This is a genomic window from Specibacter sp. NPDC078692, assembly GCF_040686835.1.
Classification (GTDB): domain Bacteria; phylum Actinomycetota; class Actinomycetes; order Actinomycetales; family Micrococcaceae; genus Specibacter.
Genome location: NZ_JBFBLV010000016.1, coordinates 33961 through 49843, shown reverse-complemented (window position 1 = coordinate 49843; position 15883 = coordinate 33961). Strand labels below are relative to the sequence as shown.

Sequence of the window (15883 nt, the reverse complement as noted above, 5' to 3'; positions counted from 1 at the left end):
TCCTTTCCAGCTTGATTTTTGATGTAATTGGGCGCCTACATGCCTGCAATTTCTCCTATTTACGAATTTTAGGCGGGCGCGAGCAGGTTTCTTGGTAGTCCGCAGAAGGCTCCAACGTAGGTACGGCTACTCCGTAACCACTCGGCTCCGTACTCAGGCATCAACTCAAGGCTCTCTTCAAGCTTAAAGTCTTGCCATAAACGGCCACGGCCGGCTCCTCCAACCACCAGTTACTGAATGACTCCCAACTAGGTTCACGGGGAGGGGCATGGCAACAAGTGGCAGCACCTATAATTGATTTTAATCTTGGCCGAAGGTGCCTGGGCAGATGGAGCTAGGTCCCTATGACCAGATTAGAGCTATTTCGTTTGCTTGTTCGACGGTGGTATGTCGTGTTACTGATCGCTGTTCTGACTGCATTTGGCATCGGAATGGTGCGGCATCCACAAGCGGTTTATTATACTAATGTCAATGTCATGTTTCTCCCGCCAGATGGCGTGTTGATGGACCAGACAGAATCACTGATCAACTTTGCAGCCCTGATTGAGCGTCAATACAATCAGGGACAGGCGCCCCTGAGACTATCGTCCAACGATGCCACGCTATACGGAGCCGGGGTCCGTAGTGGCTCTTCTGTTGCCTTGTACGATATCGGTGGTCAATGGCAGACCAACTTCAATCGACCAGTTCTGCAAGTCGAGGTAGTCGGCCCTACGAAGGCAGACGTACAGGATCAAATAGAGACGATCCTTGCGAGGATCCATGCTATTTCCGTGCAGACTCAACAAGCAGCCGGTGTTTTACCATTGCAGATGATACGAAATACCGTTTCTCCGGACCCTCCGGTAATCTCTGCAGTTCAGGGCAACCGCTTGAGGGCAACCGCCGGAATAGTCTGTCTGGGCCTCGTATTGGCTGTCGGTACCAGCTATCTCGTTGATAGGATTCTTCAGCGAGTACGCCCGTTTCGGTCGTCGCGCCCCTGCGAGTAAAACAGGGGTGGTGGATGATGCCGTTACTTGCCAATCTTGTCACCAAATCGCAACGTCTGCTGGACGGGGCAAGCCGCCGCATTTGAGGTGGACATCCGCCCCAGGACTCTGCCTTGTGAACGACTGACGACTAGTGCATGCAGCTGAACAAGTCACTCGGCGGCTTATCGGCGCCGGCTGACTACGGAGCACATTGTTGCACCAATCGGGTGCAACAATCCCGGCTCGATGGGTGACGATTGCGTGTTCGTGTGCTCTTCATCAGCTGCACAGTTGGTTCATGCAGCGAGGAGTCGTTAGTAGGCCTGAGGCAAGAAAAATACGACGGTCGTACCTCGGAAAGGGACACGCCTAATTATTACTGGGAGGCGGCCAGCGGCCACCAGCCTAGATGGCCTATTCGCAGGCCAAGTGGTTCATAAGCCGCAATTATTCGTGCCGTTGAGTTGATAGATGTGCACGGCATTTCCGTTCGCAAAAACGTCACTGATGGTGCTGTTTACCACGGGGACTGTCCTGCCCTCCCCAAGCACTGCGGCTGAGGTGGCATTGCTGCACTTGAGTGACAGTGTCACATGCTGGTTGGTGTTTTTTGCGGAGCCGGCAAAGACATAGATCTTGCCGTCGTGGACCTTCACGCTGGTGTCGATGGCCCCGCTCGTTGTCGCTGCGCCGTCCAGCGACGGTGAATTCAATACTGCCGCTAGGGACTTGATCTGGGCATTTACAGCCGTGACGTACGGCAGGACTTGGGCCCCGCAATTGTCACGGAGCACGTGCTGGGATATGCACGTTCCGCCAAAGTTGTGGTTGAAATAGATGATGCCCCGAGCCCCATGGATGAGGCTGCTCCACACGGCAGCCTTGATTTGAGGTCCAGTAATGGTGGGCGCACTGTTGTCAGTGAACGGATGCCCAACCTCAACAAAGCCCCACACCGGTTTGGAGGCTTTGGGGCTGACCAATGATCGAATCTTCTCGACGGTCCATCCGTAGTTCGAAGCCCGGCGGCATTCGTCCTGTGTCAGCTGGCGCTGCGGCGATACAAGCGTCCCTCCCTCGCTAATGCCACAAATATAGGGGTCGCTGAACCAGTAGTTGTCATCCGAGATCACGTCGGCGTAGTCATTGACAAACTTTGCTGCCTGGTCGTCGCTCTGCCAAAAGGTAACGCCTTTGCCGAAATTGGCAAAGAGCATGCTCCCATTTGTGGCCGCTGCTTTGTGCTGAGCCATGATCGTGTATCCGCATTGGGCTTTTGCAGGGGAACAGATGTCGCCTTGGCCGGGCCAATTTCCCGTCCAGGCTGCTGTCCCCGGTCCGCCCCACATGTCGGCTTCATCAGGGAGCAACGTTCCTGAGGTCAGGGGGTTCTCCCAGCTGGGTATCAGGCTCATTCCAGCTTGTCGGATCTGGTTTACATTGGAATTGGCGGTGAGTTCGATGTAGGTGTTGATGCCGGCGGCCTTGTCCTTGACCGTGTCTGACGGATCCACGACACTTTCGTACCAAACGCCTACGGGGAAGTCGTCCATGGAGCTTGGTAGGGGATTGTTAAACTCCTTGTAGTAGCCAACACCGCCGTCAACGGCCCGAAGTGTGACGCCAGGTGGCAGCGTTCCGGTGGGTGGTGCTGTCCCTGGAGGTGTGCTGGGTGCGACCGTTGGTTTGACCGTCTTCGACGGAGCCGCCGTGGGTGTGGCAGTCGGCGGCACACTCGCACTGGCACTGGTACCGGTTTCAGGGGTGAATGATACATCCACGAAGTAATTTGAATTCAGGTAACTGTTGCGGGGGAACGTGTCGCCCTGTCCGTAGGCGTAGACGCCGCCGCCGGCAGGAATCGTCAGTGGGCCGTTGCTCTTGGCCTTGTCCAGCCCGTGCTCATCGGCTGAATAGCGGCCGTTTGGGGCAATGTAGGAAGCCACATACTTTTGATCCTTGGAGATCTTCACTGGTTGGCGCAGCGTGACAGTCTGCCAGCCGGAGGCGGTTCCCGCCGACGCCGGCAGCGTTGCGGTCGCGAGGACCTTTCCCTGTGGGGACCAAAGGTTGGCAACGTGGGGGCCGGTGTTTTCCCGGGACTTGTAAAAACGAATGGCTGTGACTGTGCCATCTTGAGAAGAAATGAACTTTGTTCCGAGTTCAACGGAGACAGTGTCCGGATCAACGAGGTTCTTTGGAACCTGATCTTCCAGCACTGACACGGTGTCTGCGTAGCTGGGCGCGCTGGCGGTGGTTGCCGTGACCAAGACCGGTACAAGAAGCGCCAAGGCGGCCAAGGAAGCGATCGTTATCTTTGGGTGCGGGACGCGTCCCAAGCGTTCCGATTGCCGTCTGGGATGCGTCTTTGCAGATGTGATGCGCATGATGGGATAGTCCTGAGTGATCTTAGATTTGACCTAGGCAATCTCCCCCCCGAGATCAAATCGTAACATGGCGGCAGGTGTCCTGCGTCACATTCCCGGGTTGTTATTTCATGTCAGGAACCCCGGCTGCTTTCGTCCCTGTCCCAGCCTCCACCGTTCGCCATTGATTTTCCCTTCCGCATCTTGCCCGAGACGGCAAACGATGCATAGATCCCTGCATCCGCCAAGGCCATCGGTCCGGTGATGCTGTGCAGCAAATGTCCCAGTCCCGATCCCTGGGGGGCGCCGGCCGCCAGCTGGTGGTTGCCGTGGTAGACGCGCCGCAGAGTTCGGTGCAGTTCCCGGGTGTGGAGTGGAACGCGGACCACCGCGGGCGCCGTCGGAAGCACCGATTTCTCTTCCTCCTCGAAGAGGGAATCCACGTAGGCGTCATCTGCCGTGGCATCAGGGAACCGTGGGAAACGGGCGTGGCCGGCTTCGCTGACGGCATAGGCGCCGGCACCCCACAGGTGCTTGTTCATTTCCGGAATCCGCTGCCTGGCCCGGTAGTAGGCCCGCACAAGCCAAGCCGCACCGGCAGTTTCGTAGCGGTAGGCCGGACGGGCGGCCAAGGCACCGGGTGCACTCAGATGACGGAACACTTGGGCCACGGCGTCCGGGGTCATTTCAATGTCAGCATCCAGGTAGAGCCTGGGCCAGCGCGAACAGGCGGCATCAGCCGCGTTCAGTGCCGCAATCTTGGAGTTCGTCTTCACCTCAAGGACAGTGACTCCGGGAAAGGCAGCCGCTATCTCGGCGGTGTCGTCCGTGCATCCGTTGCACGCCACGATAACGTCGATGGCGCCGGACGCGGCAAGTTCCGCGAGAGGTCGCAGTGTCCTTGCGATGACGGACGCCTCATTATGGGCGGGAATGATGATGGCGCCGGATGGGAAATCAGCGAGTGCCAGCGGCGAAACGGCAACAGGGGCGGGTGCGGGCACGGATTGGGGGAGCTCGTGCCAAGGCCGCACCCCGGTCAGGGCACGGAAAGCCTCGCGGTTTTCGGGCTTGTAGGATCGAGCCAGTTCGCCCGCGGCGCCAATGCTTCTGACGATTGCGGCGTAGGCCCGTGAGTGGTGCGCCCGGGCGTAGCGGACCCGGTTCACGGCCATGAGCGCCACGAGGTTCGCTGATGCGCCGGAACCGCCCCGGCTGTGCGTCATGGACGCGGCGGGTTCAAACCAGATGGAGTGTCCCAGCGCACGCACCCTGCGGCAGTAGTCGGTCTCTTCCGAGTACAGGAAGTACCTCTCGTCCCACTCGCCAACACCGGCCACCACCTCGCCTGCGATGAGGAGCGCGGCACCGGTGGCCCAGTCAATGGTGTGGGGGTAGTCGTAGCTTTCGGTGTTGTAGTCGATCTCCGAAAGCCAGTCCGGCCGGTCGGCAAGCTTGCTGCCCAGAACAGCGTCACCCATGGCCTTGACAAGGCTGGGTTCACGGCGCAGAGAGGTGTATGTGGTGCCGTCCTCATCCAGCAGCTTTGGGACAACCATCCCGGCACCGGAGTCCCTGAGTCGGCGGCGCATGGTGGACACCGCACCCGGGACAATGCGGAGATCGGGATTTAGCACCAGCACATCATGGTGGGCCCCGGCATGCTTCAGGGCCGTGTTGATGCCGCCGGCGTAGCCCAGGTTCCCGCCGGTCTCCACCAGAACCACATCCGGGTGGGCGGCGATCCGGTCAACAGTGCCGTCGCTTGAGCTGTTGTCCGCAATGACAACCTTCAAGGACTGTCCGGCGGCCTCTTCCCGCAGACAAGCAATGAGGGGGTCGATGTCCCCGGCGTTGTTATAGGTCACCAGGACCACTGTCACATCGGCCAACTCTTCAGGGCCAAAGAAGGCTCCAACGTCCCGGCTTGGTGCGAGCGGCACGTCACGCTGTGCCGGTGGAGCCCCGGGGGAGTGGCCGGCAGGCAGCCGGCCAACGCTGCTGTGCATGCTCATGCGCATGTATGCCTCCGGGCCCTGCACCAGATAGCGTTTGGCCAGGCGCCGCGGTTCCAGTGCGAGCCTCCACGCCCACTCCATCCCGGCGTCGGAAACCATTTGTGGTGCGCGCCGGATTCGCCCTGCCAGGAAGTCAACCACGGCGCCGAACGCCAGAAGCACTGAGGCCCCCGTCAGGGCACCGTATTGGGCGATCCACAATTCCTGCCGGGGCTTGCCGAGCCCCACTACGAGCATGTCCGTGCCAGCTAGGGCAATGTCCCGGGCCAAGCGCTGGGACGTGGCAGCATTGGCGAGGGCGGTGCGTTCCGGCGCCCACCAGCCGGAGATCTTGAGGTTGGGGCGAAGCCGGGAAAACTGCCTTTTCAGCAACTCGTGGGTTTGTTCGCTACCGCCCAGAAAGCCAATGCGCAGCCCCGCTTTTTCCGCCTCGTCCAGCAGCGGGTGGATGAGGTCGCTGCCCGCCAGACGGGGCCAGTCCTGACCGGTCAGCGCCGTCGCCTTGGCGCGAAGGGGGGCCCCATCCAGGAGGGTGAGCCAGTCAACCGAGTCGTTCCTCTCCATGATTCCGCCCCAGCGGCTGCCCACACCAAAATGCATGACATGGTCCAGATTTGCCGACACCACCGCCAGTGGATTGCCCCGGGGCGCCCTCGCCGCAGCCATGATCTCGAGGACTGCCTCGTCGAACCACCGAAGGTCCACCTGGGCACCGCCAATGACGGCACAGGGCAGGCCCTGGATCCGGCCGGAAAAGCTGGTGTCAGCCCTTGTGGCGGGTCCCGCGGAGGCCAGCGGCTGCGGCACGTTCATGGCCGGCAGTCCGAATAAATGCTCAATATCCCAGCTAAACATCGAAACCCCTGTGGTTGTGATTGTCGCGGCCACGGGCCCGCACGGAAATAGTGCACACGTTTCCGGAGGGGACCAGCTGTAGCTGAGATTAGGGGGCCAAAAAGGCTGCCACTAGAGTGGCAGATCGGGTGTTAGTGGAGTAGGTACCCACAGCATGGCAGGGCACTACTTGGCTGCACGGCAGGGGGTGCGGGGGAGAAGCCGGGAGTCAGCGTGCTGACGCGAGGGCCACTACGTGCTCGGCAATGGCCATGGATGAGGTGGCGCCGGGGGAGGGCGCGTTGCGCACATGCATGATGCGGGCGTTGCCGGTGATGACAAAATCGTCCACCAGGCTGCCATCCGGATTCATCGCCTGGGCGCGGATGCCGCGGTGTCCGGGCATGACGTCGGACAACTCAAGTTCCGGTACGTAGGCCCGGGCCGCGTCGATGAAGACCCGGCGGCTGAGAACTGTGCGGCCCTCGCGGACGGCAGCCGGAACATTTCCTGCCGCGAAGCGCCAGAAGCCGCCGAAGCCGGCCACCGCGGCCAGGTCCCGCGGTGCAAGCTGCAGCGCCCGATAAGCCTCCCGCCCACCGGCCAGGAAGGCATTGGGGCCCACCATGATTTCGCCGTCGATCCGTTTGGTCAGGTGCACGCCCAAGAACGGGTAGCGGGGGTCCGGCGCCGGGTAGATGAGGCCGTTGACGAGGGCGCGGCGTTCGGGGCGCAGCAGAAAATAAGCACCGAAGAACGGCGCGATGCGCGGATTGGCGGAGTCGCCGGACGCTTTGGCGAGCCTGTCGGATTGCAGGCCTGCGCAATTGATCACCAGGTCAAAGGAGCTGGACGTGCCGCCGGTCGTCACGGAAACCCGGGTGCCGCCGTCGGTCATTGCGGTGACCTTGTGCCCAAGCCGAACCGTGCCGCCGGCCTCCGTAAAGTCCAGTGCCAGGGCGCGTGTCATGGCGGCGTAGTCGGTGATGGCCGTGGTGGGGGAGTGCAGCGCTGCAAGGCCGCGGGAGTGCGGTTCAATGCGCTGCAGTTCGGCGGCACCGATCATGCGGACGCCGGGGACCCCGTTCGCGAGCGCCCTGTCCAGGATTAAGCGCAGTCGTGCTAATTCCGCATCGTCGCGCGCCACCACCACCTTGCCGCATTCCTCGTAGGGGACATTGCGGCGGGCCGCCACCTCCTGGAGCAGCCCCACCCCGCGGCGGCACAGCGTGGCCTTCAGGCCGCCCGGCTCGTAGTACAGGCCCGCATGGACCACGCCGCTGTTGCGCCCGGTCTGGTGGGCGGCCAGGGCGGGCTCTTTCTCAAACAGTTCCACGGAGGCGGCCGTCCCCGAGAGCAGCAGCTCCCGTGCCACGGCCACGCCCACAATGCCCCCACCCACGACGGCGGCCCGCACCTTTGTCACGGCCGGGTCCTTTCGCGGAGGTACTCCGCCAGACGCTGTGCCGCGGGCGGAGCCAGGAACCCGGTGGCCTCGATTTTTTCTAGGGCCAGGGCCGAATGAACCGGACGCGGGGCCGTTGGCTCCTGACCGCCAGCCCCGGAGTCACGGCCGGCCAGGTAGTCGGCCGCGCCGACACCCACCACGGAAGAGCGCGGCCGGCCCAGCAGTTCAAAGACGTCTGCGGCAATGTCCGCCCAAGACTGCACGGGGCCTGAACTACTCACGTTGTAGGTGCCATGCGGTGCGCCCGTCTTCAGCAGGTGCAAGATGGCGGCGGCAATGTCCTGGGTGAACGTCAGGCGGCCGTGCTGATCGTTGACCACGCGCGGGGAAATGCCGCGTTCCGCCAGCGATGCCATGGTGGCGACAAAATTGCCGCCGCCGCCCACCACCCAGCTGGTCCGCACAATGTAGTGCGCAGGAACCGTGGATGCGGCGGCGTCCCCGGCTGCCTTGCTTTGTCCGTAGACGCCCAGGGGAGAGAGCGGCTCGTCCTCGGTGTGCAGGGCGACGCTGCCGTCGAAGACATAGTCGCTGGAAATGTGCACCAGCGTGATCCGGTGTGCCGTGCAGTGCACGGCCAGGGCTGCCACGGCCGAGGCGTTGACAGCCCACGCCGCAGCCCGGCCGGCGGAGGTTTCGGCGGCGTCGACAGAGGTGTAGGCAGCCGCGTTGATGATGGTGCCGTACGCGGAAAAGTCGGTGTCGGCGAAGGGGGCCGGGCCGGCGAGGTCAAGCTCGGTACGGGTGGCAAACTCGACGGTGGGATCACCGACATATATCTTGCGCAGGGCCAGGCCCAGCTGGCCGTTTGCGCCAAGGACCAGTGTCTTCCGGGGGAGCATGGGCACCACCTGCGGCAGGAACGGGTGGTCACGGTCCTTCTCGGACATCTCAGCCCGGTCCAGGGGGATGGGCCAGTCTATGGCGGCGGTGGGATCGGCCAGGTTCAGGAAGGTGTAGGGGGCGCCGGCCGACCAGTGAGCATTGACCAGATAGCTGTAGGCGGTGCCGTCCTCCAGTGTCTGGAAGGCATTGCCCACCCCGCGCGGGATGAAGATGGCGGTGGAGGCATCCAGCACGGCCGTGAACACGGAGCCGAATGAGGGGCCCTGACGCAGGTCAACCCACGCCCCGAACACGCGCCCGGTGGCCACGGAAATGAACTTGTCCCACGGTTCGGCATGAATGCCGCGCGTGGTGCCTGCGAGCTCATTGAAGGAGATATTGTTCTGGACCGGCGAGAAATCCGGAAGGCCCAAGGCCAGCATCTTCTCGCGCTGCCAGTTTTCCTTGAACCAGCCGCGGTTGTCCCCATGCACGGGCAGATCGAACAGCAGCACGCCGGGAATGGCGGTGGTGCGCGATGCAAGCGGCTTGCCGAACGCCGGGCCGGGCTCCGCGCCGGGCATCTACCCGACCTGCCCGGAGATGACCTGCCCGGTTGCCGCGGCACCGGAGGCCTGCCCAGATGCGCCGTGCTGCACCTGCTCACCGGCGGACGAATACTTCGCCTCCGCCGCAGACTTTTGCCCCCGCCACCAGTCCTCGTTGTCCCGATACCAGGCGATGGTCCCGGCCAGGCCAACGGCAAAATCCGCGTGCGAGGGAGCCCATCCCAGCTCGGTGCGCAATCTGGAGGAATCAATGGCATAGCGGAGATCGTGCCCGGGACGGTCCGTGACGTGGTCGTAGGCGTCGGCGGGCTGCCCCATGCCCACCAGGATCGCCTCGATGACGTCCTTGTTGTTCCGTTCCCCGTCGGCACCGATCAGGTACGTTTCGCCCGGCACACCGCGCTCCAGGATGCGCAGGACTGCGGAGGAGTGGTCATCGGCGTGGATCCAGTCGCGCACGTTTTCACCGGACCCGTACAGCCTGGGCCGGACGCCGTCGATGATGTTGGTGATTTGGCGTGGAATGAACTTCTCCACGTGCTGGAACGGGCCGTAATTGTTGGAGCAGTTGCTGATGGTGGCCTCCACCCCGAACGACCGCACCCACGCACGCACCAGCAGGTCAGAGCCCGCCTTCGTGGAGGAATACGGGCTGGAGGGGTTGTAGGGTGTGTGTTCCGTGAACCGCTGGGGTTCGTCCAGCGCCAGTTCCCCGTACACCTCGTCGGTGGAGATGTGGTGGAACCGTTTCCCGTGCTTACGGACCGCATCGAGCAGGACATAGGTTCCCATGATGTTGGTCTGCAGGAAGGGCAGCGGATCGGCCAGTGAGTTGTCGTTGTGGGATTCAGCCGCATAATGCACGACGGCGTCAACCCCGGCCACCAGCGAATCCACCAGTTCCGCGTCGCAAATGTCGCCCTTGACGAACCTGAATCGGTCCGTGGGCAGCCCCGCCAGGGACGATTCATGGCCTGCGTACGTCAACTTGTCCAGCACGACCACCTGTAAATCGGTGTGAGCCATGACATAGTGAATGAAGTTGGCACCAATAAAACCGGCGCCGCCGGTAACCAAAAGTCTCAACATGACCCCAGCGTAGTTCCACAGCAGCTGTTTCAGTTGTAAGGACGGTAAAAATGCGTGGCATCATTCTCGCCGGAGGAACCGGCAGCAGACTGCACCCCATCACCTTGGGCATCAGCAAGCAGTTGGTCCCGGTCTATGACAAACCCATGATCTACTACCCGCTGTCCACGTTGATTCTGGCTGGCATCCGGGACATTTTGATCATTACCACCCCGCACGACGCCGAACAGTTCCGGCGGCTGCTTGGCGACGGTTCCCAGTTCGGAGTCAGCCTCAGTTACGTACAACAGCCCTCGCCGGACGGGCTGGCGCAGGCCTTCGTGCTGGGGGAGGACCACATTGGACACGAAACCGTGGCGCTGGTGCTCGGCGACAATGTCTTTTATGGCCCGGGACTGGGCACCCAATTGCAAAAGCACGAGTACCTGACCGGCGGTTCCATCTTTGGCTACTGGGTCAAGGATCCGGGCGCCTATGGCGTGGTGGAATTCGACCGCACGGGAAAGGTGGTCTCGCTGGAGGAAAAGCCGGCCGTCCCACGCAGCAACTACGCGGTTCCGGGTCTGTACTTCTACGACAATGACGTCATAGAGATTGCAAAAAACCTCAAACCCTCACCCCGCGGGGAACTGGAAATCACGGACATCAACAGCGCCTACCTTGAGCGGGGGGATCTGCATGTCGAGCTGCTGCCCCGTGGCACCGCCTGGCTGGACACTGGGACATTCAGCGACCTCAATGACGCCTCCACCTTTGTCCGCACGGTGGAAAGCCGGCAGGGCCTGAAGATCGGCGCGCCGGAGGAAGTGGCCTGGCGCATGGGATTCCTCAGCGACGACGAGCTGCGGGCCCGGGCGGAAAGGCTGCTCAAGAGCGGTTACGGCGCCTACCTGTTGGGCCTGCTGGACTAGGAACCAGCCCCGGGGTAAGCCGGGCCTTTGATGCCCCCAACACCAAGAGATGCGACAATTAGGTGAGATGGACGTGATGTATTGCTTTGCGTCCGGCGCAGGCCGATCGACGGCCCGCCGCACTAGCCTAGGAGCATACATTTGGTGTCTGGAACAGCCGATCATGGCCACAACGGGCCGCTGACTGACACGGAGGTCTTGCGCATCCGCAACGACTTCCCCATCCTTGACCAAGAAGTCAACGGCCATCCGTTGGTTTACTTGGATTCGGGGGCCACCTCGCAAAACCCGCTCAGCGTCATGGAGGCGGAACAGGAGTACTACGAGCGACGAAATTCCGCAGTGCACCGCGGCGCCCACACCCTAGCCGTAGCTGCCACGGATGTTTTTGAAGATGCCCGCAGCGCTGTTGCCGCCTTTATTGGCGCCGACGACAACGAACTCGTTTGGACGCAGAACGCCACCGCCGGGCTGAACTTGATTGCCTACTCGTTTGGCAACGCCAGCGTTGGCAAGGTGTCCGACGCCGCAAAGAAGTTTGCGATGGGCCGAGGCGACGAGGTCTTGGTGACCGAGATGGAACACCACGCGAACCTGATTCCCTGGCAGGAGCTGTGCCGCCGTACCGGGGCTACCTTGCGCTTCATTCCCATTCACGATGACGGCACGCTGGACATGGAAGCCGCCGCCACGCTCATCACCGAGCGCACCAAGGTCCTGGCCTTCACCCATGTTTCCAACGTCACCGGCGTCATCAACCCGGTGGCTGAACTGGTGGCCCTGGCGCACGCCGTTGGCGCGCTGGTGGTTCTGGACGCCTGCCAATCGGCCCCACACCTGCCCCTTGACGTCAAGGCTCTGGACGTGGACTTTGCGGTGTTCTCAGGCCACAAGATGCTGGCGCCCACCGGCATTGGTGGCGTATACGGTCGCGCCGCGCTGCTGGATGCCATGCCGCCGTTCCTGACCGGCGGATCCATGATCACCACCGTCACCATGGAAGAGGCCGGTTACCTGCCAGCCCCGCAGCGTTTTGAGGCTGGCACCCAGCCCATCTCGCAGGCTGCAGCCCTCGCTGCCGCCTGCAATTACCTGAGCGAGACGGGCATGGATCGGATTCATGCGTGGGAAGCAGAGCTGGGCCAGCGTCTGGTGAGGGGGCTGGAAGGGATCGAAGGAATCAGAGTCCTCGGTCCGACGTCGGGCATTCCCCGGGCAGGATTGGCCGCCTTTGAAGTGGCGGGAGTGCACGCGCACGACGTCGGACAGTTCCTTGACGCTGCCGGCATCGCCGTCCGCGTGGGGCACCATTGCGCCCAGCCGCTGCACCGCCGTCTTGGTCTGAACTCGTCCACTCGGGCGAGCACTTATTTGTACAACACAACTGCCGAAGTTGACGCTTTCCTGGCCGCGGTGGCCGGGGTCCGCAGCTACTTCGGCGTGGAAGGTGCCTCACTGTGAGCGCGTTGGATTCGCTGTATCAGCAGATCATTTTGGAAGAGTCCAAGACCCGGCGCGGCGGTGACTTGCGCGATGATCAGTTGGACGGGCAGCATTTGCCGGCCAACGTGGGCCAATGCCACCAGCTGAACCCGGTCTGCGGGGATGAGATCACGTTGCGGATCGAGACGGCCGAGGATGAGGTGAGCGGCATCCATTGGGCGGGGGATGGCTGCTCCATTTCCATGGCGTCGGCCTCCATTCTCAGTGACATGGTGGTGGGCCTGAACCGCGCCGAGGTGGCTGCGTTGATTGCGAATTTCCGCGAAGTGATGCGTTCACGCGGGAAGTTGGTGGCGGACGAGGAGATCCTCGGCGATGCCGCCGCGCTCTCAGGTGTCTCGAAGTTCCCGGCCCGCGTGAAATGCGCCATGCTTGCCTGGGTGGCCGCTGAGGACGCGCTGAACCAGACCAGCTAGCTTTTGCCCGTCCAAGAGGCCGCTTTGTACTTGCTTTTGTGGCTGGCCTACTTGTTTATTGCGAACTCTATTGCGATGCTGCACGCTCGCGTCTAGTCTCGGGTTGAGTCCAGCCCCGTCGGGAGACGGTGGCGGTTTGGGGAACCGAGAAAAAGGCGTTCAGGGTAGCAATGAAAAATGCACAAGCAGGTCTCAGTACAAAACCCCGCACGGGAACTGGCAAGGTGAGCCCTTACCAGTGGCCACTGGCCGTCCTGGCAATGACGGCAGTCTGGGCCCTGGTCGGTGTGACGTTGGTACTGGGGCCGGTCAGCGGCGCTTCGGCTGCGGATCCATGCGGCGCAGGCAGCAACCCGATCTCCTGCGAAAACAGCAAGCCCGGCACCGATCCGTCCGTGTGGGACATCTCCGGCGCCGGGGACTCGGATATTCAGGGATTCTCTACCGATATCAGCGTCAATGTGGGCCAAACCATGGGCTTCAAAATTAAGACAGACGCTCATAACTACAGCATCGATATCTACCGCACCGGTTGGTATCAGGGGCTGGGAGCCCGGAAGATTACCTCCATCAGCCCGTCAGCTGCCTTACCCCAAGTTCAACCGGAGTGTCTCTCCGACGTTGCCACCCAGCTTTACGACTGTGGAACATGGGGCCTTTCGGCGTCGTGGGCGGTTCCTGCCACCGCCGTTTCCGGCGTGTACGTGGCGCTATTGAAGCGCCAAGATAACGGCAATAGCAGCCACATCACCTTCATTGTCCGCAATGACGCAAGCCATGCACAGGTAGTGTTTCAAACCTCCGATCCAACTTGGCAGGCCTATAACACCTATGGCGGTGCCGATTTCTATCAGGGCGCGGCCATTGGGCGGGCCTTCAAGATCAGTTACAACCGTCCGGTGGTGACGCGCGGCGATGTGGATGGACGGGATGCTTACTTTTCCAGTGAATACGCCATGGTGCGGTTCCTGGAACAAAACGGCTACGACACCACCTACATTGCTGGTGTTGACACTGATAGGCATGGGACCCTGCTGACCAACCACAAGGTGTTCTTGTCCGTGGGTCACGACGAATACTGGTCCGGGGCTCAGCGAGCTAACATCACGGCAGCGGCCAATGCCGGGGTCAACTTGCAATTCCTTTCCGGGAATGACGACTACTGGCGCATCCGCTACGAGGCCTCAACCACTGACAACACCAGCTACCGCACCATCACCTCCTACAAGGAAACGTGGTCAAACGCCAAGATCGATCCGGCGGCGGATTGGACAGGAACGTGGCGGGATCCTCGTTTTGCCTCCCCGGCTAACGGCGCCGGAATTCCTGAAAACGCACTCAGTGGCACCATCTATATGTCCAATTACACAGATTTACCCGTGACGGTGTCCGCCGCGGAAGGAAAAACGCGGCTGTGGCGGAACACTACCCTCACGTCTTTGGCCGCAGGAACAAAAGCCGCTCTGGCGCCCCACACCGTGGGCTATGAATCGAATGAAGACCTTGACAACGGCTTCCGGCCGGCGGGCTTGATCCGGCTTTCAACTACGGTCGGGAGCACCCCGCAATACCTCCAGGACTATGGAAACGCGGTATTGCCGGGTACCACCACGCACAACATCACGCTGTATAAGAATGCTGCCGGGGCCTTGATTTTCTCTGCTGGCAGCGTGCAATGGTCCTGGGGGTTGGATGCCACCCACGATGGCAATGGGGCACCCGCAGATCCGCGCATGCGCCAAGCCCAGGTAAACCTCTTCGCTGACATGGGAGCGCAGCCGGCAACCCTGGATTCAGCTCTGGTGGCAGCTAGCGCCAGCACGGACACCACTGCCCCGGTGGTAGTGGTGACCTCTCCGGCAAACGGCTCCACGGTTGCCAATGGCACAAAGGTCACGCTGAGCGGAACCGCAACGGACAGCGGAGGTGTGGTGTCCGGCGTCGAGGTTTCCACGAACGGCGGGACCACCTGGCACCCTGCCACGGGAACCAGCGCTTGGAGCTACAGCTACATCCAGCACGGGCTCGGGGCCCAGAACACGCTGGTTCGAGGTATTGACGACAGTGCCAACTACCCCACAGTACCCACAACTCTGCAGGTCCAGGTTGCGGGCCCATACAGCGTCTTGGGCAATGAAGAGCCGAAGGTCATCGACTCAGGTGATAGCGGGGCCACCAATCTTGGTCTGCGCTTCACCCCCACTCAGAATGGCTTCATTTCAGGCGTGCGTTTCTACAAAAGCGCAGCCAATACAGGAACGCATACGGGCGCAGTGTGGGACGCCGCAGGTAATGAACTGGCATCCCTGACGTTTTCCACTGAAACTGCCAGCGGATGGCAAAGTGCACGGTTTGTCACCCCAGTAAAGGTGACGGCCGGGCAAAGTTACGTGGTCTCCTACCAAGCCCCCAACGGCCGCTACTCCTACGCCACCGGCTACTGGGACTACAAGGGCCTGTCCGCAGCACCCTTGACCGTGGCAGGTGGATTTGGTGCGGCTCCAGCAGGCGTTTACAACACCAACGGAAGTTTCCCCACGGACAGCTACGAAAACAGCAATTACTACGTGGATGCCATCTTTGAAACAACAGACACCTCACCGTTGGTGGCGACGGGTCAGGTGCCTGCTGGTGGTGCTGGCAGTGTTGCGGTGTCGACGCCGGTGTCTGCTGTGTTGTCTAAGGATGTGACGGCGGGCAGTGCGGCTCTGGTGTTGAAGACGGCGGCTGGTGTTTCGGTTGCTGGTGCTTCTTCGTATGATGCTGTGACGCGGAAGGTGGTGTTTACTCCGTCGGCGGCGTTGGCGATGAGAACCTCGTATACGGCGACGGTGAGTGCTACTGGTGTTGGTGGTGGTGCTGTGACGGCGGGTGCTGTGTGGTCGTTTACGACGGTGAAGCCGGATTCGA

Annotated in this window: 10 protein-coding genes; 5 read left to right on the top strand and 5 right to left on the bottom strand. The window is 61.7% G+C overall.

All coding sequences use genetic code 11. From position 1 onward, the window contains the following. Positions 1–344: 344 nt before the first annotated feature. Positions 345–992: a hypothetical protein gene (locus AB0O97_RS12220; RefSeq protein WP_363882899.1), complete on the top strand. Its 648-nt coding sequence runs from the start codon at positions 345–347 to the stop codon at positions 990–992. A gap of 416 nt (positions 993–1408) precedes the next feature. Here the strand turns inward: AB0O97_RS12220 and AB0O97_RS12215 are convergent, their stop codons facing one another. From AB0O97_RS12215 to rfbB, 5 genes are all read right to left on the bottom strand, one after another. Next, positions 1409–3361 (bottom strand): DUF4082 domain-containing protein, encoded by a 1953-nt coding sequence (locus AB0O97_RS12215; protein ID WP_363882897.1) that lies wholly within the window; start codon positions 3359–3361, stop codon positions 1409–1411. A gap of 113 nt (positions 3362–3474) precedes the next feature. Then, complete coding sequence (locus AB0O97_RS12210; RefSeq protein WP_363882895.1) at positions 3475–6213, bottom strand: WecB/TagA/CpsF family glycosyltransferase; 2739 nt, start codon at positions 6211–6213, stop codon at positions 3475–3477. Between the two features lie 208 nt (positions 6214–6421). Continuing rightward, positions 6422–7618 carry an L-2-hydroxyglutarate oxidase gene (gene lhgO / locus AB0O97_RS12205; protein WP_363882893.1) on the bottom strand — a complete coding sequence of 399 codons (1197 nt, stop codon included), beginning with the start codon at positions 7616–7618 and terminating at the stop codon, positions 6422–6424. Then, entirely contained in the window at positions 7615–9069 is a 1455-nt protein-coding gene (locus AB0O97_RS12200; RefSeq protein WP_363882890.1) for a bifunctional dTDP-4-dehydrorhamnose 3,5-epimerase family protein/NAD(P)-dependent oxidoreductase, read from the bottom strand. The genes lhgO and AB0O97_RS12200 overlap by 4 nt, the downstream gene beginning before the upstream one ends. Further along, positions 9070–10143 carry a dTDP-glucose 4,6-dehydratase gene (gene rfbB, locus AB0O97_RS12195; protein ID WP_363882887.1) on the bottom strand — a complete coding sequence of 358 codons (1074 nt, stop codon included), beginning with the start codon at positions 10141–10143 and terminating at the stop codon, positions 9070–9072. A 50-nt stretch (positions 10144–10193) separates the two neighbouring features. Between rfbB and rfbA the strand changes: the two genes are divergently transcribed. The 4 genes from rfbA to AB0O97_RS12175 all read left to right on the top strand — a co-directional run. Then, positions 10194–11054 (top strand): glucose-1-phosphate thymidylyltransferase RfbA, encoded by an 861-nt coding sequence (gene rfbA / locus AB0O97_RS12190; RefSeq protein ID WP_363882884.1) that lies wholly within the window; start codon positions 10194–10196, stop codon positions 11052–11054. A 144-nt stretch (positions 11055–11198) separates the two neighbouring features. Beyond that, positions 11199–12515 (top strand): cysteine desulfurase, encoded by a 1317-nt coding sequence (locus AB0O97_RS12185; RefSeq protein ID WP_363882881.1) that lies wholly within the window; start codon positions 11199–11201, stop codon positions 12513–12515. Further along, complete coding sequence (gene sufU / locus AB0O97_RS12180) at positions 12512–12973, top strand: Fe-S cluster assembly sulfur transfer protein SufU (RefSeq protein WP_104108828.1); 462 nt, start codon at positions 12512–12514, stop codon at positions 12971–12973. The genes AB0O97_RS12185 and sufU overlap by 4 nt, the downstream gene beginning before the upstream one ends. A 170-nt stretch (positions 12974–13143) precedes the next feature. After that, positions 13144–15883, top strand: a 2740-nt coding sequence (locus AB0O97_RS12175) for a N,N-dimethylformamidase beta subunit family domain-containing protein (protein WP_363882878.1), incomplete at its 3' end; no start/stop codon positions are given.